This window comes from Streptomyces sp. NPDC090022, from assembly GCF_044748145.1.
Taxonomy (GTDB): Bacteria; Actinomycetota; Actinomycetes; order Streptomycetales; family Streptomycetaceae; genus Streptomyces.
In genome coordinates this window covers 39034-61890 of the sequence record NZ_JBIVFN010000008.1, presented here as the reverse complement: position 1 = coordinate 61890, position 22857 = coordinate 39034, and the positions used below count along the sequence as shown (strand labels likewise).

General features: G+C 73.1%; 22 protein-coding genes. 13 read left to right on the top strand and 9 right to left on the bottom strand.

Translation table 11 applies throughout. The features are described 5' to 3' along the window. Nucleotides 1-6 precede the first annotated feature (6 nt). Nucleotides 7-1623 (bottom strand): carboxyl transferase domain-containing protein, encoded by a 1617-nt coding sequence (locus ACIPXB_RS17420; protein ID WP_401450352.1) that lies wholly within the window; start codon nucleotides 1621-1623, stop codon nucleotides 7-9. A gap of 89 nt (nucleotides 1624-1712) precedes the next feature. Between ACIPXB_RS17420 and ACIPXB_RS17415 the strand changes: the two genes are divergently transcribed. The 3 genes from ACIPXB_RS17415 to ACIPXB_RS17405 all read left to right on the top strand — a co-directional run bounded on the left by ACIPXB_RS17415 (nucleotide 1713) and on the right by ACIPXB_RS17405 (nucleotide 3657). Continuing rightward, nucleotides 1713-2291: a TetR/AcrR family transcriptional regulator gene (locus ACIPXB_RS17415; RefSeq protein WP_401450349.1), complete on the top strand. Its 579-nt coding sequence runs from the start codon at nucleotides 1713-1715 to the stop codon at nucleotides 2289-2291. A gap of 48 nt (nucleotides 2292-2339) precedes the next feature. Beyond that, nucleotides 2340-3140 (top strand): phosphatase, encoded by an 801-nt coding sequence (locus ACIPXB_RS17410; protein ID WP_401450346.1) that lies wholly within the window; start codon nucleotides 2340-2342, stop codon nucleotides 3138-3140. A gap of 169 nt (nucleotides 3141-3309) precedes the next feature. Then, nucleotides 3310-3657, top strand: a complete 348-nt coding sequence (locus ACIPXB_RS17405; protein WP_401450343.1) for a VOC family protein — start codon at nucleotides 3310-3312, stop codon at nucleotides 3655-3657. On the opposite strand, the gene ACIPXB_RS17400 is transcribed toward ACIPXB_RS17405, so the two are convergent. After that, entirely contained in the window at nucleotides 3567-4052 is a 486-nt protein-coding gene (locus ACIPXB_RS17400; protein WP_401450787.1) for a transposase, read from the bottom strand. The genes ACIPXB_RS17405 and ACIPXB_RS17400 overlap by 91 nt on opposite strands. Nucleotides 4053-4149: 97 nt before the next feature. Continuing rightward, nucleotides 4150-5016: an SDR family NAD(P)-dependent oxidoreductase gene (locus ACIPXB_RS17395; protein ID WP_401450340.1), complete on the bottom strand. Its 867-nt coding sequence runs from the start codon at nucleotides 5014-5016 to the stop codon at nucleotides 4150-4152. A gap of 78 nt (nucleotides 5017-5094) precedes the next feature. Here ACIPXB_RS17395 and ACIPXB_RS17390 point away from each other — a divergent pair, with 78 nt between their 5' ends. Both ACIPXB_RS17390 and ACIPXB_RS17385 read left to right on the top strand, forming a co-directional pair. Further along, nucleotides 5095-5556 carry a MarR family winged helix-turn-helix transcriptional regulator gene (locus ACIPXB_RS17390; protein ID WP_401450337.1) on the top strand — a complete coding sequence of 154 codons (462 nt, stop codon included), beginning with the start codon at nucleotides 5095-5097 and terminating at the stop codon, nucleotides 5554-5556. Between the two features lie 100 nt (nucleotides 5557-5656). Next, the gene (locus ACIPXB_RS17385) at nucleotides 5657-6517 is read left to right on the top strand and encodes a DUF4253 domain-containing protein (protein WP_401450334.1); all 861 of its coding nucleotides are present in this window, start codon (nucleotides 5657-5659) and stop codon (nucleotides 6515-6517) included. 34 nt (nucleotides 6518-6551) lie between these two features. Here the strand turns inward: ACIPXB_RS17385 and ACIPXB_RS17380 are convergent, their stop codons facing one another. Together ACIPXB_RS17380 and ACIPXB_RS17375 are read right to left on the bottom strand one after the other, a co-directional pair. Next, nucleotides 6552-7427 carry an acyl-CoA thioesterase gene (locus ACIPXB_RS17380; protein WP_401450331.1) on the bottom strand — a complete coding sequence of 292 codons (876 nt, stop codon included), beginning with the start codon at nucleotides 7425-7427 and terminating at the stop codon, nucleotides 6552-6554. Between the two features lie 6 nt (nucleotides 7428-7433). Then, complete coding sequence (locus ACIPXB_RS17375) at nucleotides 7434-8591, bottom strand: acyl-CoA dehydrogenase family protein (RefSeq protein ID WP_401450329.1); 1158 nt, start codon at nucleotides 8589-8591, stop codon at nucleotides 7434-7436. Nucleotides 8592-8868: 277 nt separating this feature from the next. On the opposite strand from ACIPXB_RS17375, the gene ACIPXB_RS17370 reads away from it, so the two are divergent. Beyond that, nucleotides 8869-10062, top strand: coding sequence for a serine hydrolase domain-containing protein (locus tag ACIPXB_RS17370; protein ID WP_401450326.1), 1194 nt, complete (start codon nucleotides 8869-8871; stop codon nucleotides 10060-10062). 378 nt (nucleotides 10063-10440) lie between these two features. Next, nucleotides 10441-11250: an IS5 family transposase gene (locus ACIPXB_RS17365; protein WP_401450323.1), complete on the top strand. Its 810-nt coding sequence runs from the start codon at nucleotides 10441-10443 to the stop codon at nucleotides 11248-11250. A gap of 26 nt (nucleotides 11251-11276) precedes the next feature. On the opposite strand, the gene ACIPXB_RS17360 is transcribed toward ACIPXB_RS17365, so the two are convergent. Beyond that, entirely contained in the window at nucleotides 11277-11891 is a 615-nt protein-coding gene (locus tag ACIPXB_RS17360) for a hypothetical protein (RefSeq protein ID WP_401450321.1), read from the bottom strand. Nucleotides 11892-12216: 325 nt separating this feature from the next. Next, nucleotides 12217-13677 (bottom strand): helix-turn-helix domain-containing protein, encoded by a 1461-nt coding sequence (locus ACIPXB_RS17355; protein ID WP_401450318.1) that lies wholly within the window; start codon nucleotides 13675-13677, stop codon nucleotides 12217-12219. A gap of 113 nt (nucleotides 13678-13790) precedes the next feature. On the opposite strand from ACIPXB_RS17355, the gene speB reads away from it, so the two are divergent. From speB to ACIPXB_RS17335, 4 genes are read left to right on the top strand one after another with little or no spacing between them, the layout of a single operon-like run. Further along, on the top strand, nucleotides 13791-14771 hold the full coding sequence (gene speB, locus ACIPXB_RS17350; protein ID WP_401450316.1) for an agmatinase: 981 nt from the start codon (nucleotides 13791-13793) through the stop codon (nucleotides 14769-14771). A 6-nt stretch (nucleotides 14772-14777) separates the two neighbouring features. Then, a complete protein-coding gene (locus ACIPXB_RS17345; RefSeq protein WP_401450313.1) occupies nucleotides 14778-16448 on the top strand; it encodes a thiamine pyrophosphate-binding protein in 1671 nt (556 codons plus the stop codon). A gap of 56 nt (nucleotides 16449-16504) precedes the next feature. Then, nucleotides 16505-16714: a type II toxin-antitoxin system VapB family antitoxin gene (locus tag ACIPXB_RS17340; protein WP_401450310.1), complete on the top strand. Its 210-nt coding sequence runs from the start codon at nucleotides 16505-16507 to the stop codon at nucleotides 16712-16714. Further along, the gene (locus ACIPXB_RS17335) at nucleotides 16711-17130 is read left to right on the top strand and encodes a PIN domain nuclease (protein WP_401450307.1); all 420 of its coding nucleotides are present in this window, start codon (nucleotides 16711-16713) and stop codon (nucleotides 17128-17130) included. The genes ACIPXB_RS17340 and ACIPXB_RS17335 overlap by 4 nt, the downstream gene beginning before the upstream one ends. 15 nt (nucleotides 17131-17145) lie before the next feature. Here the strand turns inward: ACIPXB_RS17335 and ACIPXB_RS17330 are convergent, their stop codons facing one another. Continuing rightward, on the bottom strand, nucleotides 17146-17547 hold the full coding sequence (locus ACIPXB_RS17330; RefSeq protein ID WP_401450785.1) for an ATP-binding protein: 402 nt from the start codon (nucleotides 17545-17547) through the stop codon (nucleotides 17146-17148). A 172-nt stretch (nucleotides 17548-17719) separates the two neighbouring features. Between ACIPXB_RS17330 and ACIPXB_RS17325 the strand changes: the two genes are divergently transcribed. Further along, nucleotides 17720-18481, top strand: coding sequence for a GntR family transcriptional regulator (locus ACIPXB_RS17325; protein ID WP_401450305.1), 762 nt, complete (start codon nucleotides 17720-17722; stop codon nucleotides 18479-18481). On the opposite strand, the gene ACIPXB_RS17320 is transcribed toward ACIPXB_RS17325, so the two are convergent. Then, nucleotides 18478-18633 (bottom strand): hypothetical protein, encoded by a 156-nt coding sequence (locus tag ACIPXB_RS17320; protein WP_401450302.1) that lies wholly within the window; start codon nucleotides 18631-18633, stop codon nucleotides 18478-18480. The two genes, ACIPXB_RS17325 and ACIPXB_RS17320, sit on opposite strands and share 4 nt — an antisense overlap. Nucleotides 18634-18878: 245 nt before the next feature. On the opposite strand from ACIPXB_RS17320, the gene ACIPXB_RS17315 reads away from it, so the two are divergent. Next, on the top strand, nucleotides 18879-22748 hold the full coding sequence (locus tag ACIPXB_RS17315) for an ABC transporter ATP-binding protein (protein ID WP_401450299.1): 3870 nt from the start codon (nucleotides 18879-18881) through the stop codon (nucleotides 22746-22748). Nucleotides 22749-22857: the final 109 nt, after the last annotated feature.

Here is a 22857-nt window from a genome sequence, read left to right as displayed (position 1 = left end):
CACACGTCACATTCGGAAGATGCCGAAGCCGGGCTCACCCAGCGGGGCGTTGGCGCACGCGGTCAGGGCGAGCCCCACCACCTGCCGGGTCTCCAGCGGGTCGATGACCCCGTCGTCCCACAGCCGGGCGGTGGCGTAGTACGCGTTGCCCTGCTCCTCGTACTGCGCCCGGATCGGCGCCTTGAAGGCGTCCTCCTCTTCGGCCGCCCACTCCTGCCCGGCGCCTTCGATCTGGTCGCGCTTGACCGTGGCCAGCACGGAGGCGGCCTGTTCGCCGCCCATCACGGAGATCTTGGCGTTGGGCCACATCCACAGGAAGCGGGGCGAGTACGCCCGCCCGCACATCGAGTAGTTGCCCGCGCCGTAGGAGCCGCCGACGACCACGGTCAGCTTCGGGACCCGGGTGCAGGCCACGGCCGTGACCATCTTCGCGCCGTGCTTGGCGATGCCGCCCGCCTCGTAGTCGCGGCCGACCATGAAGCCGGAGATGTTCTGGAGGAAGAGGAGGGGGATGCCGCGCTGGTCGCACAGTTCGATGAAGTGCGCGCCCTTCTGGGCGGACTCGGAGAAGAGGATGCCGTTGTTGGCGACGATGCCGACCGGGTGGCCGTGGATCCGAGCGAACCCGGTGACCAGCGTCGTGCCGAACTCGGACTTGAACTCCTGGAAGCGGGAGCCGTCCACGAGCCGCGCGATGATCTCGCGGGCGTCGTAGGGGGTGCGCGAGTCGACCGGGACGGCGCCGTAGAGCCCGTACGGGTCCACCTTCGGCTCCTCGGGCGCCTCGACCTTCCAGGGCAGCGCCCCGCGCGCGGGCAGGGTCGCCACGATGTTCCGTACGATCCGCAGCGCGTGCGCGTCGTCCTCCGCGAGGTGGTCGGTCACGCCGGAGGTCCGGGAGTGGACCTCGCCGCCGCCGAGCTCCTCGGCCGTGACGACCTCGCCGGTGGCGGCCTTCACCAGCGGCGGTCCGCCCAGGAAGATCGTGCCCTGGCCGCGGACGATGACGGCCTCGTCGCTCATCGCCGGCACGTACGCGCCGCCCGCGGTGCAGGAGCCGAGCACGGCGGCGATCTGCGGGATGCCGGCGCCGGACATCCGGGCCTGGTTGTAGAAGATGCGGCCGAAGTGCTCGCGGTCGGGGAAGACCTCGTCCTGCAGGGGCAGGAAGGCGCCGCCGGAGTCGACGAGGTAGAGGCAGGGGAGCCGGTTCTCCAGCGCGACCTCCTGGGCGCGCAGGTGCTTCTTGACCGTCATCGGGTAGTAGGTGCCGCCCTTGACGGTGGCGTCGTTCGCGACGACCACGCACTCGCGGCCGCTGACCCGCCCGATGCCGGCGATCACGCCGGCCGCCGGGGCGGCGCCCCCGTACATGCCCTCGGCGGCCAGCGGGGCCAGCTCCAGGAAGGGCGAGCCGGGGTCGAGGAGGGTGTCGACACGGTCGCGGGGGAGCAGCTTCCCGCGGGCCGTGTGGCGGGCGCGGGCCTTCTCCCCGCCCCCCTCGCGGGCCGCCGCGAGCCGGGCACGCAGGCCCTCCGCGAGCTCCTGGTGGGCGGCCTCGTTGGTCCGCCAGGCCTCGGACGCCGGATCGGCGGCGCTGTGAAGCACTGGTGCCTGCTGCATCGCTCGAGCTCCCTTGCTCGGTTAATGAGCGTTAACGCGTACACGGCCAGGTTAACGACCGCTAACGGCCCTGTCTAGAATGGATTCCCATGAGCACTTCAGCGGCCGCCCCCACCCGTCGCGAGCAGATCCTCGGCGAGGCTGCCCGCCTCTTCGCCGAGCGCGGATTCCACGGTGTGGGCGTGGACGAGATAGGGGCCGCGGTGGGCATCAGCGGCCCCGGCCTGTACCGGCACTTCGCGGGGAAGGACGCGATGCTGGCCGAGCTGCTGGTCGGCATCAGCGAGCGGCTGCTGACCGGCGGCCGGCGCCGCGTGGCCGAGGCCACGGGCGGCCCGGCGGCCGTCCTGTCCTCCCTGATCGACGGCCACATCGACTTCGCGCTCGACGACCGGGCGCTGATCACCGTGCACGACCGCGAGCTGGACCGGCTGCGCGAAGCCGACCGCAAACTGGTGCGCCAGCTCCAGCGGCAGTACGTCGAGCTGTGGGTGGAGGTCGTACGGGAGCTGCATCCCGAGGTGCCGGAGGCGGAGACCCGGGTCGCGGTGCACGCGGTCTTCGGCCTGCTGAACTCGACCCCGCACCTGGGGTCGCTGGGGCGGGCGGCGACGGAGTCGCTGCTGCGCCGGCTGGCGCACGGAGCCTTTGCCGCGCTGTCCGGTTGATGGGACGGCAGGCCGCGCCCCGGGCGCGGCGACGGCAGAATGTGCATCATGCCGATAGAGCCGATTGAGACGTCCGTACCCAGCCGCGCCGAACTCGTCGACCACCTGGTCCGCACCCGGATCGCGGGGCAGGTCGCCACGCCCAGGGAGAACAACCTCTCCCACTACCGCAAGCTCGCGAACGGCGACCGCCACTACTGGCTCGGCCTGGAGCTCGGCGACCGCTGGACGGACGAGCAGGACGTCCTCGCGGTCATGGCCGAGCGGGTCGGCGTCGTGGACGACCCCGCCCACCGCTTCGGCCAGGACACCATCGACCCGGAGCTCACGGCCGACGGTCTGGAGCGGATGGCGGCGCGCCTGCGCAAGGCCGCGCTGGACCAGCAGAGCGTGCTGTTCGCCACGGGTCACCCGGGTGGGCTCCTGGATGTCCACCGCGCGACCGCGGCCGCGCTGCGGGCCGCCGGCTGCGAGATCGTGGTGATCCCGCGCGGCCTGACCGCGGACGAGGGCTCGGTGTGGCAGGTCGCCGACGTCGCCGTCCAGGAGCGGGGCGCGACGCTGTGGCACACGCACTCGCCGGAGCCGATGGCCGCGATCCTCGACGGCCTGGCCGCCGAGAACCGCTCCCAGCCCGATCTGGTCGTCGCCGACCACGGGTGGGCGGGCTGCGCGGCCCAGCGGGGGCTGGACGCCGTCGGCTACGCCGACTGCAACGACCCCGCCCTGTTCATCGGTGAGGTGGAGGGCACCCTCCAGGTCGCGGTCCCGCTGGACGACCACGTGCGCGACCCGCGCTTCTACGACCCGATGGTGGCGTACCTGCTGTCGGCGGCCGGCCTGCTGTAGGCCCGCCCGCGGGCCTCCGGCACGGCGCCGGCGGCCCGGGGGCCCTGGCCGTGGTCCGCCGCGCGGCACTGGCCGAGCCGGGCGGTCGTCTCGGTCTGTACGGCGGCCGGTGTGGCGTTGTACTCCTGGAGAGCCTCAATGCCGGTCTGTTGTCACCTTGGAGTTACCGATGGCCGTTCGCCGTGTCGTACCCAATGTCCAGTCGGAGGCTGCGCAGGAGAGCCGGGAGTTCTACGGCCTGCTCGGATTCGAGGAGGTCATGAACCACGGCTGGATCATGACGCTCGCGTCCCCGTCCAGTCCGACAGCGCAGATCAGCTTCATGGTCAGTGACAAGACCGCACCTGTCACGCCCGACATGAGCGTCGAAGTGGATGACGTGGACGCGGCCTACGCGGCCATGCGGGAGAGCGGCGCGGAGATCGTTCACCCCCTGCAGGACGAGGAGTGGGGGGTGCGCCGGTTCCTCGTCCGTGACCCCAACGGCCGGGTGGTCAACGTGCTGGGCCACCGCTGACGGTCCTCGCGTTGTCGGCGCGCACGCGATCGGGCCGTGTGCGGGGCCTGCCCGGCCCGATGCGGGGCACGCGGACCTTCTCCAGGACGGGCTCGAACTGTGGGGGTCCCCGCACTGCCCGGCCGTGACCACGATCGACATGGGCCGCTGTTGCAGGTCCCCCTTTCCCTCGCCCCGCGGCGGCGGGCTGGTGTGCCCGGCAGCCAGTGGAGTCGACGTCGAGGTCCCAGGTGATCAGGCCCCTGGCGTCGGCCAGGTCCTGCAGTTCGGTGAAGATCCGCGGCCAGGGCGCTGTCCCGCTGCCAGCGGCGGAACAGGTCGTACGCCCGGCCCCAGGGCCCGTACCGCTCCGGAGCGTCCCGCCATGGCGTTCCGGTCCGGGTCCGCCACCGTATGCCGTCGATCAGCTGCCGCCGGGTCCATGAACCAGGATCCTCGCACGCCCGAGATCCACTTTCGATACAGGCCGCTTAGCCGCCGCTTAGCCGCCGCTTAGCCGAGCCAGGCGGTCGTCTCGGTCTGTACGGCCGAGCCGTCCAGGTCCGTGAGCTTGCGGCCCACGAAGTCGCGGGCCCAGTCGGAGGTCTGGATCCGGAACGGCATCGTCTCGGCGGTCAGCGCCTCGACGACCGGCGCCGCGGCCTCCTGCGGGGTCTGCGCGGTGTCGCTGCCGAACGACCGCATGGCGTGGTCGATGTAGCCCCGGAGTGCCGGGGCGTACGGCCCGGCCGCGGTGAGCAGGGCCGGTACGTCGAGTTCGATGTTGTTCACGAACTCGCTGGAGACGGCGCCCGGTTCGACGACGGCCACCTGGACGCCCGCGGACGCGGCGACCGGGGCCAGGGCCTCCATGAAGCCCTCGACGGCGAACTTCGCCGCGCAGTAGGACTCGTTGAACGGCTGGCCGACCACGCCGCCGACGCTGGTCACGGTGATGACCCGGCCGCCCGAGGCGCGCAGGTGGGGGAGAACGGCCCGGGTGAGTTCGGCGACGCCGAAGAAGTTGACCTCCATGACCTCCCGCAGCTTCTCCATGCCGTGCTGCTCGATGGTGCCGACGAAGCCGGCGCCCGCGTTGTTCACGACCGCGTCGAGGTGGCCGTGTTCGGCGACGACCTCGGCCACGCAGGCGGCGACGGAGTCCGCGTCGGTCACGTCCAGCTGTTTGACCTGCACGAGGTCGCGGACCCCGGCCTCCTCGGCGGCCTTGAGGAGGGCGTCGGCCCGGCCGGTGTCGCGCATGGTGGCGACGGCCAGCCAGCCCGCCCCGGCGGCGGCGACCGCGGCGGCCAGGCCGATGCCGGAGGAGGTGCCGGTGATGAGGACGGTCTTGGTGGTCCCGGTGCTGGGGGTGGTCATGGAAGGCTCCTTAGATTTGTGCGTGCACACACACATTAACTTTGTGTGCGTGTGCACGCAACCCGGTATCCTCGTGTCATGGCGCACGACGAACTCAACCTGGACGGCCTCACCCCGCGCGATCACGCCTTCTACGGACTGGTCTGGGCCGGCACCACGCTCACCGCACGCGTCGACCAGGCCCTCACGCGCCGCCACGACCTGCCGTTGTCGTGGTTCGAGGTGATGCTGTGGCTGAGCGTCCGGCGTGAGCCGGTCGCCCCCTCCGAGCTGGGTGCCAGGACCCTGCTCAGCCGCAGCCAGGTCTCCCGGGTCGCCGACGCCCTGCGGGCCCGCGGCCTGGTCGAGCGGGTCCCCTCCCCGACGGACGCCCGGTCCGTGGGGATCGCCCTCACCGAGGCGGGCCGCCGTGCCTTCGCCGAGGCCGACGCCACCCGCCGCGAGGCCCTGGCCGAGGTGTTCGACGACCGTCTCGACGACGCGGACATAGCCGCGCTGGAGGCGGTCTGGGCCAAGCTCAAGGCGAAGCCCGGGCAGTAGCCGCCCGGGTTTCCGGGGTGCCCCGCCGCCCCGCCGCCCCGGTCGCCACGGTCCGTGCGGCGCACGGGCGTTGTCAGTGGCGGCCGTTAGCGTCGAAGGCGTGACGAATCCGCCGAAGGAACAGAACCCGCTGTCGGTCCTGGCCGACGACCCGCACGGCCGGTCCCTGGACCTGGAGTTGCCGCCGGGCACGCTCGTGGCGCGCCCCGGCGGTCGGCGGTGGCCGCGCGGGCGCCGCGAGCCGCTGCTGTGGGTGTCCGACGCGCCCGTGGGTGTCGGCGCGCTCGCCGCCGCCCGCAGCCCCGCCCTGGCGGCCGCCGGCCTCCAGGCGGTGCTGTTCCAGGAGCGGCGCGGCCTGGAGGGCTGGTGGACCCGCGACGAGCTGAGCCCCGCCGCGATGTCCGATCCCGGCGACCACCATGTCGAGCCGGTCCTGCGCACGTGGTGGGCCGGGGTCGTGCCCGACCCCGAGGAGGGCGAGGGGCCCGACGGCGCGGGGCTCATAGCCCCCTTCGGCCGCGACTGGCCCGGGCTCGCGGAGCACGGGGTCGCGGGGGAGGAGGACCCGGACGGGGCGGCGCTCGCCCTGGCCGACGAGCTGATCCGCGACGGCGCCCTGCCGAGCCCCCGGCTGGCGCTGATACCCGCCGGCCGGGGCGCCGACGTACCCACCGCGATGGGCTGGCGCGGGCCGGTGAACCATGTCGCCGACACGGCCCTGATCAGCACCGTCCTGCGGTCCTGGGAGGACCGCTTCGGCGCCCGCGTCGTCGCCCTCGGCTTCGACGAACTCCACGTGTCGGTGGCGGCCCCGCCCCGGACGACGGCCGGGGCGCTCCCGGTCGCCGCCGAGCACTTCGCCTTCTGCCCCGACAACGTGTGGCAGGGCTGCGGCAGCGTGCGGGCGTACGCGGACGAGGCCGTCGCCGGTTCCGGGTACTGGGGCTTCTGGTGGGACTGAGGGAGCTGAGGGGACTGAGGGGACGGGTCGGGCGTCAGGCGCGCGGGACGCGCACCACGCCCTCCTGGATGACGGTCACGGCCAGCCGGCCGTCCTGGGTCCAGATACGGGCCTGGCCGAGCCCCCGGCCGCCGTGGGCCGAGGGTGACTCCTGGTCGTACAGCAGCCATTCGTCGGCCCGGAACGGGCGGTGGAACCACATCGCGTGGTCCAGGGAGGCGCCGACCACGTCCCCGACCGCCCAGCCGCCGCGCCCGTGCGCGAGCAGCACCGCGTCGAGCAGCGTCATGTCGGACACGTACGTGGCCAGGCAGATGTGCAGCATCGGGTCGTCGGCGAGCTTGCCCGCCGTACGGAACCACACCTGCGAGCGCGGCGGAAGGGGTTCGCCGACGCTGCCCCACGGCGGCGTCGTGGCGTAGCGCAGGTCCACCGCGCCGCGCGCGTCGATGAGCCGCTCGACCGTGCCCGGGTCGCGGAAGATGTCCCGGTAGTGCGGGAGCGACTTGGCGGCCGTCGGCAGGGTCTCCGGGTTCGGGGCCGGCGGCATGGACGCCTGGTGGTCCAGCCCCTCCTCGTACGTCTGGAACGACGCCGAGAGGTGGAAGATCGGCTGTCCGTGCTGCACGGCGACGACCCGGCGGGTGGTGAAGGACCGCCCGTCGCGGATCCGGTCGACCGAGTAGACGATCGGCGCGCCGGGGTCACCGGCCCGCAGGAAGTACGAGTGCAGCGAGTGCGCCGTGCGGTCGGCGGGTACGGTCCGGCCGGCCGCGACCATGGCCTGCGCTGCGACCTGCCCGCCGAACACGCGCGGCACCAGGGAGGTCCTGCTGGTGCCGCGGAAGATGTTCTCCTCGATCTGCTCCAGGTCGAGCAGATCGAGGAGATCGGTGAGTGCCTCGCTCAAGGCGACTTACAGCCCCATCGACTTGGCGATGATCGACTTCATGATCTCGCTGGTGCCGCCGTAGATGCGGTTGACGCGGTTGTCGGCGTACAGGCGGGCGATCGGGTACTCGTTCATGTAGCCGTAGCCGCCGTGCAGCTGGAGGCAGCGGTCGATGACGCGGTGGGCGACCTCGGTGCAGAACAGCTTCGCGGAGGCGGCCTCGGCCGGGGTCAGCTCGCCGGCGTCCAGGGCCTCCAGGGCGCGGTCGGCGACGGCCTGGGCGGCGTCCACCTCGGCCTGGCAGGCGGCCAGCTCGAACTTGGTGTTCTGGAAGTGGGCGACCGGCTTGCCGAAGACGGTGCGCTCCGTCACGTACTGCTGCGCGAAGCGGACGGCGGCGGCGGCCTGGGCGTACGCGCCGAAGGCGATGCCCCAGCGCTCGGAGGCCAGGTTGTGGCCGAGGTAGTAGAAGCCCTTGCCCTCCTCGCCGAGCAGGTCCTCGACGGGGACCTTGACGTCGACGAACGCCAGCTCGGCGGTGTCGGAGGTCTTCAGGCCCAGCTTGTCGAGCTTGCGGCCGATGGAGTAGCCCTCGGACTTGGTGTCCACGGCGAACAGGGAGATGCCGAAGCGGCGGTCGTCCTCGCTCGGGGCCGAGGTGCGGGCGCAGACGATGACGCGGTCGGCGTGCACACCGCCGGTGATGAAGGTCTTGGCGCCGTTGAGGACGTAGTGCGTGCCGTCCTCGGAGAGCTTGGCGGTGGTCTTCATGCCCGCGACGTCGGAGCCGGTGCCCGGCTCGGTCATCGCCAGCGCCCACATCTCCTCGCCGGAGACGAACTTCGGGAGGAAACGCTTCTTCTGCTCATCGGTGGCGAGCATCTTGATGTAGGGCAGGGCGAGCAGCACGTGCACGCCGGAGCCGCCGAAGTTCACGCCCGCGCGGGAGGTCTCCTCGTAGAGGACGGCCTCGAACTTGTGGGTGTCCAGGCCCGCGCCGCCGAACTCCTCGGGGACGTTGATGCCGAAGACGCCCAGCTCGCCGAGCTGGTGGTAGAAGTCGCGCGGCGCCTGGCCGGCGGCGAACCACTCGTCGTAGACGGGGACGACCTCGGCCTCGATGAAGGCGCGGATCGTCTCGCGGAACGCCTCGTGGTCCTCGTTGAAAACGGTACGGCGCACGGCCGGACTCCCTTCGGTCGCGGCGCTCCGCCGCCCATGTCTAAGCGCTTGCTCATATACAAGTTACCGGCGAGTTATGGCCACTGTCCAGAGTCGGAGGTCAGGGGAACCCCTGAGAGCCGGGGCCGGGCGACCCCCAGGGGACGGGGCCCGCGCGGGTCGTCTGCGCGGAGGATCCGCAGGCCTTCGGTGATCACCACGATGGAAGGTGTCCACGACGACCGCGCCATTGTCGCCGGATCGTCGAACTCCGCGTACCGATCACCGGGAGCCGCCCGTGAACCGCCGTACCCGTACCGCCCTGGCCGCCGTCCTCCTGCTCGGCCTGACGGCAGGGCCCATGACCGCCACCGCGCTGGCCGCGACCGGACCCGCGCCGGCCGCGACCGTCGCCGGTGCCGGTGCCGGTGCCGTTGCCGGTTCCGCTGCCGGGGCGGTCGTCGACGCCCGGCGCGGGCCCGACGTCGCCGCGCTGCGCGCCGCCATCGCCGGGCTGCCGGACCAGGACGCGACCGCCGCGCTGATCCGGGTCGGCGGGGAGGGCCGCTGGACGGGCAGCGCAGGCGTACGCGACCTGCGGACCGCTGCCCCGGCCCTGTCCGACGCCCGCTTCCGGGCCGGCTCGACCACCAAGATGGTCACGTCCGCCCTCGTCCTCCAGCTCGCCGCCGAGGGGAAGGTCGACCTGAACGCCCCCGTCGGCGCCTACCTTCCCGGCCTGCTCCCGGCCTCGTTCACCGAGCCGGTCACCGTCCGGAACCTGCTCAACTTCACCAGCGGCATCCAGGGCGGGCTCACCTTCGGCGACACCGTGGAGGAGGAGTTCCCGCACCGCTTCGAGACGATCACGCCCGAGCAGTCGGTCGCCGCGGGGGTGGCCAAGGGCCCGGCCTTCGCCCCGGGCACGCAGCAGGACTACAACAACATCAACTACACGATCCTGGGCATGCTGATCGAGAAGGTCACCGGCGACACGTACGCCCACCAGGCCGAGGTACGGATCTTCCGCCCCGTCGGCATGACCGGCACCTCCTTCCCGCGGGGCACCGATCCGCGCATCCACGGCCCCCACAACCGCGGCTACCAGTTGATCGGCGGCAAGACCGTCGACGTCACCGAATGGAACATGTCCGACCGCTTCGCCGCCGGCGACATGATCTCCACGACCCGCGACCTCGAACACTTCCTCGTCGCCCTCTTCCGCGGCCGGATCGTCCCCGGACCGCAGCTCCAGGAGATGTTCACGGTCCCCGACGTCCCGGGCGCCACGCGCGGCGCGGGCCTGCAGCGCCTGGAGGTGAACGGCAAGGAGATCTGGGGCAAGACCGGTGCCCGCCCCGGCTACCACACGGTCGTCGCCGCCACCCGCGACCTGTCCAGGACCCTCGTCTACTCGGTCAACAGCACCGACGCCAAGGGCGACGGCCTGAAGATAGCCCAGCGCTTCGCGTTCCCCGCCTTCAACCGCTGAGCCGCGCGGGCGTGGCGCGTCCTTTCCGGGACCCGCGCTTCTTATCCCCGTACCGGCGACCGGCCGGTACGGGACCCGACCCGGTGCGCCGCCGCCGTGCGGTCCCGGCTGCAGTGGGTGGGCCAGCCAGGCGCGCCGGCGGGCGGGGGAGAGGGAGGGGGCCGGCGCGGGCCCCCGCCGCGCCGACGAGACCCGTGACGCCGCAATCCGTGTGGCGGGCGAGCGGGGTACGGGCCGCCTCGGCGCGGGCCAGGACGCGCCGGGGCCTGCGCCCCGGCGGCGGGTCCACGACCCCAGGCCAACCCCAAGGGTGCACAGCTCGTCTTCACCTCCCACGACCCGCCCGTGCTTGGCGATCTTGGTCGGCAGGCTGTCCGGGTGCGTGTAGATCTTGTTCCGGATGGTCTGTGGGAGCGGGTGGCTCCATTGCTGCCGCCCGCTCCCCGACGGCGTCACCGCCACCCCGGGCGGCTGCGGGTTCCGGACCGGGCGGCCCTGGCTGACATCGTCTCCGTGCTGCGGACCGGTGTCGCCTGGCGCGATGTCCCCGCGCAGGCCGTGGGCTGCTCCGGCGTGACGGCCTGGCGCCGGCTGCGGGGCTGGACCGAGGCCGGCGTCTGGCCCCGCCTGCACACCGCGCTGCTGACCGAACTGCGCCGCGCGGACCTGCTGGACCTGGACGCCTGTGCCGTGGACGGCTCGCACGTCCGGGCCCTCAAAGGGGGCCATCATGTCGGCCCCTCGCCCGTCGACCGCGCTCGCCCGGGCTCCAAGCACCATGTGATCGTGGACCGTTGGGGCACTCCGTTCGCCGTGACGCTCACCGGCGGCAACGGACATGACATCACCCAGCTGCTGCCCCTACTGGACGCGATACCGCCAATCCGCGGACTGCGAGGACACCCGCGGCACAGGCCCCGGCGCCTGTACGCCGACCGGGGCTACGACTTCGCCAAGTACCGCCGCCTACTCTGGAAGCGCGGCATCAAGCCGATGATCGCCCGACGCGGCCACGCCCACGGCTCCGGCCTCGGCAAAGTGCGCTGGGTCGCGGAGCGCGCCTTCGCCTGGCTCCGCCAGTTCAAGCGCCTGCGCACCCGCTACGAGCAACGCGCCGACCTCCACCAGGGCCTGCTCCACCTCGCCTGCGGCATCATCTGCCTCCGGCGCCTTCGAAAGTCCCTCTGATTCGACCGGTGCGGCCGGCGGAGCTCTCAGCGGAGGTACTCCGGTGACCAGGCGTCGCTGACGACATGGCTTTCGCTGTTGTCGCAGCACGTCACCTTTGCCTTCAGGGCCGGCCGTTCCGCGAGGGCCTGCCGGAGGTCCTGGCGGAGTTGGTCGAGGAAGGCCCACAGGTCAGGGGCGACGACGCGGTAGCCGGTCTCGCTCACGTCGAGGCTGGTGCCGTCCCAGGCCCCTCCGATGAGGTGGCAGACGGATCCGGTGGAGGGGCTGACCGCGTACAGGTTCCCGCCGCCGTCGGTGGCGAACACCGTCACCGTGTCGTCGACCGCTCCGGTCACCGGCATGAGGGCGCCGGCGAGGATGCCCTCGGCGACCCGCTCGGCGTCGGCGATCCAGATGCCGATGTGCAGGTCCGGCAGCTCGACGGCGCCGAGTGTCGCGTAGTACTCCAGGAGCGCACCGGTGACGCCTTCCCCGGCGAGCAGCGCGACGGCCCGGGCGCCGTCCTGCGCCGTGACGGTCTCCACCCTGTACTCGCCCGGCGTATACGAATGCACCTCCTCGAAGCCGTCGGCGAATGCGACGGCCAGCGGTGCCATCTCCTCGCCCCATTCGCGAATGTTGAAGGCGGAGTCGTTCATGCCGGACTTTCTGACGAGGAAGTGTGCGTTCCCCGCCATTGTCCCTGGTGGGACCGGAAGGGTGCGCCTTGCGAGCGCCGCAGAGCCGTGTCCGCCGGCCGACACCGTCGAGACGGTCGGTTACCGGACGAGCGCGCGGTGCTCGATCCGGCGGGCCGTGGCAAGCACCACCCGTGCCGTGAGCCGGCACAAGTGCGCGCCGGAGCCCACAGGCAGGAACGAGAGAGGGATGGACACCCCGAACACCGCCGCCAGGCAGATGCTGCACCACCAGGTTCATCGCCAAGCGCAAGAAGCCCAGCCCAACCCATTCTGAAACGATCAGTTACAGGGCCCTGAGGGCGAACCACAGCTCCATCCTCACGTCGGTGTCGTCGAGGTCTCGGTCCAGGAGCGCCGCGGCGCGGGCGATCCGCTGACGGACCGTGTTCCGGTGGACCCCCAGCGCCGCGGCCGTGCGGTCCCAGCTGCCGTGGTGGGCCAGCCAGGCGCGCAGGGTTTCCCTCAGGGCGGGGGAGAGCGGCCCGAGCAGGGCCTCGGCGTGGGCGCGGGCCTCGGCCTCGCCGACCAGGCCCGCCAGGCCCGGCTCGGTGTGCCGGGCCAGGGCCGTACGGGCCGCCTCGGCGCGGGCCAGGGCGCGGTGCGCCTGCGCGTCGGCCACGGCCAGGGCGTCCGGCGCGGCCGGGGCGCTGACCCCGAGCCGCCACCCGGGCTGCGGGGCCGGATCCCGGTCGGTGAGGAGCCGTACGGCCGGCCCGTCCGGATCGGCCAGTACGGTGCCCAGCGCGGCGGCCAGGCCCCGCGGGTCCGTGCCGCCGCGGGCGTGGACGGCATACCAGGGGCCCGGGCCGCCCAGCGCCGCGGCGGGAGAGCCGCCCAGCAGCAGCCGGGTCAGCGCCGCGGCCTGCTCCCCGGCCGGCCGCTCGGCGGTGAGCAGCGTCAGCAGGACCGCCGCGACCGAGGCGATCGTGTGGTCCCCCGGGGTCCGGACCGGGGCGGCGGTCCCCAGGGCGGCCTGCCGGTCCGCGTGCCGGCCCAGGGCGTGGGCCGCCAGGTGCCAGCCGCCCGCCTGGTCCGTGGCGGTGGCCGGGCCGCCGGGCCGCCCCACCCGGGCCAGCAGCGCGTCCAGTGCCTCCCGGGCCCCCGCCGCGGCCGGCGGAGGGCCGCCCGCCGTGCGGCCGTCCGGCCACAGCACGACGTACCCGCCGAGGCCGGCGGCGAGCCGCGACAGCACCGCCGGGACGGGGTCGGGGCGGGCCGCCGCGGCGGCGAGGGCCTGCTGGGCCTCGGTCACCCGGCGCAGCTCGCGGGTCCGGGCCTCGGCCATCAGCCGCCACACGGCCCGGGCGACCGCGGTGAACGGGGTGCGCGGCGGGACCTCCAGCAGCGGCAGCCCGTGCCGCGCGCACGCCTCGGCCAGCGCCGGCGGGACCTCCGCGTGCAGCGGCGCCACGCCGAAGCCGAGCGCGGCGGCCCCCGCCGCCGCGAGCCGGGCCGCGTACCGGTCGTACCCGCCGGCCGCGGCGAGGCCCTCGGCGGCCTCGGAGTGCGCCCCCGCCGCGTCAGCGGCCCCGGCCGTCAGGAGCAGCTCCCCGCCGAGCAGGTACGGCGCCGGATCGGCCATCTCCGAGGCGTGCACCCCGTGCACCGCCGCCTCGGCGGGCCCCGCCAGGTGCCGCAGCCCCAGCTCCCGGTCGGCGAGCAGCGCCCCCAGCGGCACGGGCGGCACCGGCGAGGCCGGGCTCCCGGCGGGGGCCGGAACATCCCGTATGCGGGATTCGTCCATGGATACTCCGGACATGCGAGCAGGTCTGTATGGAGGAAACGTACACTTCGCGCCCTCCTGGCCGCGCCGTACGCTCGAAGGACCGCACAGTAGGACCTCACGAAGGGCACCCCATGAGCACCGAGCAGACGCCGCGCGGACCGGTCGACTCCTCCCGCATCCCGCGCTACGCGGGCCCCGCGACGTTCGCGCGGCTGCCCCGCCTCGACGAGGTCGGTTCCGCCGACGTCGCCGTCGTCGGCGTGCCCTTCGACTCCGGTGTGTCCTACCGCCCCGGCGCCCGCTTCGGCGGCAACGCCATCCGTGAGGCCTCGCGCCTGCTGCGCCCGTACAACCCCGCGCAGGACGCCTCCCCCTTCGCCCTCGCGCAGGTCGCCGACGCCGGTGACATCGCCGTGAACCCCTTCAACATCAACGAGGCCGTCGAGACGGTCGAGGCCGCCGCCGACGAGCTCCTCTCCGCCGGCTCCCGCCTCATGACCCTCGGTGGCGACCACACCATCGCCCTCCCGCTCCTCCGCTCGGTCGCCAAGAAGCACGGCCCGGTCGCGCTCCTCCACTTCGACGCGCACCTGGACACCTGGGACACCTACTTCGGCGCCGAGTACACCCACGGCACGCCGTTCCGCCGCGCCGTCGAGGAGGGCATCCTCGACACCGAGGCGCTCTCCCACGTCGGCACCCGCGGCCCCCTCTACGGCAAGCAGGACCTCGACGACGACGCCAAGATGGGCTTCGGCATCGTGACCTCCGCCGACGTCTACCGCCGCGGCGCCGACGAGATCGCCGACCAGCTGCGCCAGCGCATCGGCGACCGCCCGCTGTACATCTCCATCGACATCGACGTGCTCGACCCGGCCCACGCGCCCGGCACCGGCACCCCCGAGGCGGGCGGCATGACCTCCCGCGAGCTGCTGGAGATCATCCGCGGGCTCTCCTCCTGCAACCTCGTCTCCGCCGACGTGGTCGAGGTCGCCCCGGCGTACGATCACGCCGAGATCACCTCGGTCGCGGCCTCGCACACCGCGTACGAGCTGACCACGATCATGAGCCGCCAGATCGCGGCGGCGAAGGCGAACCCGAAGGGCGAGTAGGCGCACGTGACGCACGACCACGACCTGGTACTCCGTCCCACCGAGGCCCAGACGGCGGCCGCCCTGGCGCCGCCACCGGGCCGTACGGGCGGGGACCTGGTCGTGGAGACGCTGCGCGGCCTCGGCGCGACCACCGTCTTCGGTCTGCCGGGGCAGCACGCGCTCGCCCTGTTCGACGCGGTCGGCCGTTCCGACCTGCGCCTGGTCGGGCTCCGCGTCGAGAACAACGCGGGCTTCGCCGCCGACGCGTACGGCCGGATGACCGGCGAGGCGACCCCGCTGCTGCTGTCCACCGGCCCGGGCGCCCTGACCGCCCTGCCGGCCCTGATGGAGGCGGCGGCCGCCTCCGCCCCGGTCCTCGCCATCGCCTCCCAGGTGCCGACCGCCGGTCTCGGCGGTGGCCGGCGCGGCCACCTGCACGAGCTGCGCGACCAGGCCGCCTCCTTCCGCGACGTGGTCAAGTCCGTCCACGTCGCCCGTACGCCGTCCCAGATCCCCACGGCGGTCGCGCAGGCCTGGGAGTCGGCCCTCACGGCCCCGCACGGCCCGGTGTGGGTGGAGATCCCGGAGGACGTGCTCCGCGCCGAGACCGTGATTCCGCAGGTCACGGGGGTGGATGCGACCCCGCACGAGCTGGCGCCGCGCCCGGAGCTCACCGCGCTCGCCGCGCACTGGCTGGAGAACGCCGCCCGCCCGGTGATCATCGCGGGCGGTGGCGTGGTCCGCGCGGACGCGGCGGGCAAGCTCAGGCAGCTCGCCGAACGCCTGGACGCGCCGGTGGTCACCACCTTCGGCGGCAAGGGCGCCTTCCCCTGGACGCACCCGCTCTCCCTCCAGTCCTGGCTGGAGGACCGCCACATGACCGACTTCCTGGAGGACGCGGACGTCCTGCTGGTCGTCGGCAGCGGTCTGGGTGAACTCTCCTCGAACTACCACACGTTCTTCCCCGGGGGCCGGGTCGTCCAGATCGAGGCCGACCTCGGCAAGCTGGAGTCCAACCACGCGGCGCTCGGCATCCACGCGGACGCCCGTCTGGCGCTCCAGGCCCTGCTGGAGACGGTTGCCGAGCGCCGGGACCCCGACGCGCCGGCGCGCGTCGCGGCGGTCCTCGCGGAGATCGCGGAGCGCCTGGCCACGCAGGACGTCGCCCTGGAGCGGTCCCTGCTGGCCTCGGTCCGCGCGGCCCTGCCGGCCCGCTCGCCGTCCTTCTGGGACATGACGGTCCTGTCGTACTGGGCCTGGTCCGCCTTCGACGCCCGCCACCCCAACACGATGCACTCGGCCCAGGGCGCCGGCGGCCTGGGCTACGCCTTCCCGGCGGCGCTGGGCGCGTGCGTCGCCGAACCGGGCACCCCGGTCCTGGCCGTCTCGGGCGACGGCGGCGCGATGTACTCGATCGCCGAACTGGCCACCGCCCGCCAGCACGACCTGGACGTCACCTGGCTGATCGTGGACGACGGCGGCTACGGCATCCTGCGCGAGTACGGCTGCGCGACGGGCACCGATCTCACCCGCCCGGACTTCGCGGCCCTGGCCGCGTCCTTCGGCATCCCGTCGACCACGACCACGCCCGAGTCGCTGACGGCGGACCTGAAGAAGGCCCTGACCACCCCCGGCCCCTCGGTGGTCGTCCTCCCGGCCACCCTCAAGATGTTCGCCCCGACCCACCTGCCGTAGTCGCGCTATGCTGCGAAGTCCATAGGTTCCATAGGTTCAGTCCCTAGGGGGCATATATGTCCAACCTGTTCGTGGACGTGGACGACGACGCGCTGGCCGAAGCGGCTTCGATACTGGGCACCAGGACCAAGAAGGACACGGTCAACGCGGCCCTTCTGGAGGTCGCCAAGCGGCACCGTCGCCTCCGGGCGCTGGAGCGGCTCGCCGAGATGGGCGAGCGGGGAGACTTCGACCTCCTCCTGGACAAGGAGAACTACCGGCGGTGAGTCCGGTGACCCACCTGATCGACACGTCGGCCGTGGTCCGCGTCCTGACCGATCCGGCCGTCCGCAAGGCCCTCGGCCAGCACCTGATCGAGGGCGTGGTGGCCATCTGTGAGGTCACCGAGCTGGAGATCCTCTACTCGGCCCGCTCCCTGGGCGACCGCCTGGAGAAGGAAGACCTGCTGGCGGAGCTGTTCAACTGGGCCCCCGTCCCCGACGGCGTGTACCACCGGGCCCGCGCCGTCCAGCGGATGCTCACCGACCGGGGCGAGCACCGCAGCGCGGGTCCGGTGGACCTGATCGTGGCGGCGACCGCCGAGCTGAGCGGCCTGACCCTGCTCCACCGCGACAAGGACTTCGAAACCATCGCCCGCACCACGGGCCAACCGGTGGCCTGGGTAGGCCGGCCGTCACCCTGAGGCCCGGCAGCCCGGTCACGCTCTGACCTCGGCCCAGACGGCCTTCCCGATCCCGTGCAGCCGGGGACACTGCCCCCACCGCTCGGCCAGCGCGGCCACGATCGCGAGCCCCCGTCCCCGCTCGTCCCAGTCGGCCACCACCTGCGGCGTGAGCTTGACCAGCGGCCCGGCGTCGGCCACCTCCACGCGCAGCACGCCGTCGTACCGCGCGAGCCGTACTCCAAGGTCCCGCCCCTGCGGGGAGCGGCTGTGCCGGACGGCGTTGGTGACCAGCTCGGAGAGCAACAGCTCGGCCGTGTCGGCCGTGTCCTCGTCCACGGCCCAGTGGGTGAGTTGTCCGCGCACGAGGGCCCTGGCCCGGCCCGGAGCGCGACCACTGCGTGGAATGAGCCAGAAGATCTCGTCGCACTGTGACATCGCCACGCCGAATCACCTCTCTAGAGATAGTTCGTCAAGTGAAGCGGTCAGTCTGTGTCGCAGTCAAGCGTTTCTCTAGAGATGTCACCCGTCATCAAGGGTCGGACGCGCGTGCCAACGCGTCTGGGCGAGGGGGTGCCTAGGATGACTAGAGATGATCAGGGAGGACCGCATGCCCAGGAATGGCGCCGCACGGCAGCCCAAGTACCAGCGGATCGCTGCCGCACTGAAGGCCGCCATCGAGGCAGGCGAGTACGGGCCCGGCGACCGGCTGCCCGGTGAGAACGACCTCATGGCCACGTATGACGTCGCACGGATGACCGCACGGCAGGCGCTCGGTGTCCTCCAGGCCGAGGGACTGACCGAGGCCCGCAAGGGGGCCGGGGTCTTCGTGCGCGAGTTCCGGCTCATCCGGCGGCGCGGGATCCAGCGGCTCGCCGCGGACGTGTGGGGCGAAGGGCGATCCATCTGGGCCGCGGACACCCAGGACCGCGACCCCGAGGTCGAGCTCGTCTCGGTGACCGAAGAGGTGGTCCCCGATGCGGTCGGCGCCCTGCTCGGACTCGCGCCGGGTGCGCCCGCGTGCGTTCGCCGCCGACGGTTCCTGCTCGACGGGAAGCCCGTCATGCTCGCCACCTCCTACCTCGATGCCGCCCTCGTCGCCGGGACGCCCGTCACCGAGCCGGACACCGGGCCCGGTGGGATCTATGCCCGGCTCGCCGAGCTGGGGCAGGGGCCCGCCCGGTTCCGGGAGGAGGTGCGGTCGCGGATGCCGAACGCCGACGAGGCCGCCCGGCTCGGGCTCGGCGCCGGGACGCCCGTCGTGCTCGTCGTCCGGACCGCCTTCGCCGAGGACGGCCGCGTCGTCGAGGTCAACGAGATGGTGCTCGACTCCTCCGCCTACGTCCTGGAGTACGACTTCGAGGCCCGCTAGAACAGGTCGCCCACCCAGTTCCAGAACTGGTGGACCAGCACCGCCAGCAGTACGAAGATTCCCACGATGACCACCGAGAACCAGGAACAGCCGCCTCCCGGGCCCGCGCCCGGTTCGTCGCGGCCGCCCAGTTCGCCGTCGAACAGGTCCACGTGTCCCCCCACGTCGCCGGGGAGCCCCCCGGCTCCCCCTCGCGAGCACTCTCGCACGCGGGCGCCCGGCCCGGATCCGGCCGCGTACTCAGACGCGGTGAGGTGGCGTACCCAGACGGCCGCCCGCCGCTCGCCCGGAGGGACGGCAAATCGTTCGATTGTGTCAGCGGGATGAAAACCGCCGGTCGGAGCGTTGGGGCTTCCGGCAGGACGCACGGACGACACAGACGGACGGGGAGGCCCACGTGGCTGCGGCTGGGGCGAAGACGGGCGGGAAACAGGGCTGGGCCAGGAGGCTCGCGGGCTACGCCTGGCGGTACAAGGCCAACGTGCTGCTCGCGCTCGGGTCGTCGCTCGGCGGGATGGCCGTCATGGCCCTCGTGCCGCTGGTCACCAAGGTGATCATCGACGATGTCATCGGGGACCACTCGAAGAGCATGGCGGTCTGGGCCGGCCTGCTCATAGGCGCGGCGGCGGCCGTGTACGTGCTGACGTACATACGCCGGTACTACGGCGGACGCCTCGCCCTCGACGTGCAGCACGACCTGCGCACCGAGATGTACGACACCGTCGCCCGCCTCGACGGCCGCCGCCAGGACGAGCTGTCCACCGGCCAGGTCGTCGGCCGCGCCACCAGCGACCTCCAGCTCATCCAGGGCCTGCTCTTCATGCTCCCGATGACCATCGGGAACTTCCTGCTCTTCGGCATCTCGCTGGGCATCATGCTGTGGCTGTCGCCGCTGCTGACGCTGGTCGCCCTCCTCATGGCCCCGGCCCTGTGGTTCATCGCCCAGCGCAGCCGGATCAAGCTCTTCCCCGCCACCTGGTACGCGCAGGGCCAGGCCGCCGCCGTCGCGACCGTCGTCGACGGAGCCGTCACCGGCGTCCGCGTGGTCAAGGGCTTCGGCCAGGAGGAGCAGGAGACCGGCAAGCTCCGCGAGACCGGCCGCCGGCTCTTCGCCGGCCGGATGCGCACCATCCGGCTGAACTCCCGCTACACCCCCGCCCTCCAGGCCGTACCGGCCCTCGCCCAGGTCGCCATGCTCGCCCTCGGCGGCTGGATGGCCGCCAACGGCCGGGTCACCCTCGGCACGTTCGTCGCCTTCTCGACGTACCTCGCGCAGCTCGTCGGCCCGGTGCGCATGCTCGCCATGGTCCTCACCGTCGGCCAGCAGGCCCGTGCCGGCGTCGAGCGCGTGCTGGAGCTCATCGACACCGAACCGGTGATCGAGGAGGGCACCACCGAGCTGCCGGCCGACGCGCCCGCCACCGTCGAGTTCGACGACGTCTCCTTCGGCTACGACCCCGCCCGGCCGGTCCTCGACGGCTTCAGCCTGAGCATCGCGCCCGGCGAGACCGTCGCCGTCGTCGGCGCCTCCGGCAGCGGCAAGTCCACCGTCTCCCTCCTCCTGCCCCGCTTCTACGACGCCACCGGCGGCACCGTCCGCGTCGGCGGCCACGACGTGCGCGAGCTGACCTTCGACTCGCTGCGCGCGGCCATCGGACTCGTACCGGAGGATTCGTTCCTCTTCTCCGAGTCCATACGCGCCAACATCGCCTACGGCCGCCCCGGCGCCACCGAGGAGGAGATCCGCGCCGCCGCCCGCGCCGCCCAGGCCGAGGGCTTCATCGAGGCCCTGCCCGCCGGCTACGACACCAAGGTCGGCGAGCACGGCCTCACCCTCTCCGGCGGTCAGCGCCAGCGCATCGCGCTCGCCCGCGCCATCCTCACCGACCCCCGGCTGCTGCTCCTCGACGACGCCACCTCCGCCGTCGACGCCCGCGTCGAGCACGAGATCCACGAGGCCCTGCGATCGGTGATGGCCGGGCGGACCACCCTGCTGATCGCCCACCGCCGCTCCACCCTGGCCCTCGCCGACCGGATTGCCGTCCTCGAACACGGCCGGCTCGCCGCCGTCGGTACGTACGAGGAGCTGGAGCGCGGCTCCGCGCTCTTCCGGCGGCTGCTGACCGACCCCGACGCGCTGGCCTCGGGCTCGCCCCGGCTGCCCGAGGCGGACGCCGAGGCCCTCGCCGAGCTCGACCGCGAGCTCGACCGGGAGCTCGACCGCGAACGCGACCTCGAACGGGACATGGAGATCGAGGCCGAGATCGACTCCGAGCCGGTCAGCGCCAAGCGCCGGGCCGTCGACGGCGTCACCCCCGAGCTGTGGCGGCGCCAGGAACAGGACACGGTCCTGGCCCCCGCCGCCGGCACCGGCGCCCCCGCGGGCGGGCCGCCCTCCATGGCCGGCGCGGTGGCCGGCATGCCAGCCACCCCCGAACTCCTGGCCCAGGTGGCCGCGCTGCCGCCCGCCACCGACACCCCCGACGTCGACGAGGACCGGGCCGCGGCCGCCGAGAAGAACTACACGCTGCGCCACCTCCTGCGCGGCTTCTGGGCCCCGCTCGCCATCAGCCTCGGCCTGGTCGCGGTCGACGCGGCCGCCGGGCTGCTGCTGCCGATCCTGATCCGCAACGGCATCGACCAGGGCGTGGAGCGCGGCCTGCTCGCCGCGGTCTGGGTCGCGGCCGGCCTCGCGCTGGCCGTGGTCGTCGCCCAGTGGGCGGCGCAGTTCGCCGAGACCCGCATGACCGGCCGCACCGGCGAGCGCGTGCTCTACGCCCTGCGCGTGAAGATCTTCGCCCAGCTCCAGCGGCTCGGACTCGACTACTACGAGCGCGAACTGACCGGCAAGATCATGACTCGGATGACCACGGACGTGGACTCCTTGTCGACCTTCCTCCAGACCGGTCTGGTCACCGCCGTCGTCTCCGTTTTCACCTTCCTCGGCATCCTCGTCGCGCTGCTCGTCCTCGACGTCGAGCTCGCGCTGATCGTTTTCGCGACCCTGCCCGTGCTGGTCATCGGCACGATCGTGTTCCGCCGCAAGTCCGTCGCCGCGTACGAACTGGCGCGCGACCGCGTCAGCGTGGTCAACGCCGACCTCCAGGAGTCCGTCGCGGGCCTGCGCATCGTCCAGGCCTTCCGGCGCGAGCGCTCCGGCGCCGAGCGGTTCGCGGCGCGCAGCTCCTCGTACCGCGAGGCCCGCGTGCGCGGCCAGTGGCTGATCTCGGTCTACTTCCCCTTCGTCCAGCTGCTGTCCTCCCTCGCCGCGGCCGCCGTGCTCGTCGTCGGCGCGGGCCGGGTCGAGGCGGGCACGCTGACCACCGGCGCGCTGGTGGCGTACCTGCTCTACATCGACCTGTTCTTCGCGCCCGTCCAGCAGCTCTCCCAGGTCTTCGACGGCTACCAGCAGGCCACCGTCTCCCTCGGCCGCATCCAGGACCTGCTGCGCGAGCCGACCAGCACCCCGCCGGCGGCCCGTCCCCGCGAGGCCGGCGCACTGCGCGGCGAGATCGCCTTCGAGGACGTCCACTTCGCGTACGGCACCGCCGCCGAACGCGGGGAGAAGGGCGAGGCGCTGGCCGGCATCGACCTGCGGATACCGGCGGGCCAGACCGTCGCCTTCGTCGGCGAGACCGGAGCGGGCAAGTCCACCCTGGTCAAGCTGGTCGCCCGGTTCTACGACCCCACCGCCGGCCGGGTCACCGCCGACGGCACCGACCTGCGCGAACTGGACCTGACGGGGTACCGCCACCGGCTGGGCGTCGTCCCCCAGGAGGCGTACCTCTTCCCGGGGACGGTGCGCGACGCCATCGCGTACGGGCGCCCCGGCGCGAGCGACGCGGAGGTGGAGGCGGCCGCCCGCGCGGTCGGCGCCCACGACATGATCGCCACCCTCGACGGCGGTTACCTGCACGCCGTCACCGAGCGCGGCCGCAACCTCTCGGCCGGCCAGCGCCAGCTGATCGCGCTGGCCCGCGCCGAGCTCGTCGACCCGGACGTGCTGCTGCTCGACGAGGCCACCGCCGCCCTGGACCTGGCCACCGAGGCCCAGGTGACCCAGGCCACCGAGCGGCTCGTGGGCAAGCGCACCACCCTCGTCGTCGCGCACCGGCTGACCACCGCCGCCCGCGCCGACCGGGTCGTGGTCATGGACCGCGGCCGGGTCGTCGAGGACGGCACGCACGCCGAGCTGCTGGCCCGGGGCGGCCGGTACGCCGAGCTGTGGCGCACGTTCGTCGGCGAGGACGAGCGGGCGGCGGCCTGACCCGGCCCGCCCCCCCCCGGCGGAATCCCGGGCGGGGCCGGTGGCACCCGGCGGCCGTCGCGGAACGCAACCTTCCCGGGGACTGGCGCGTCGTACGGACGTACGTACG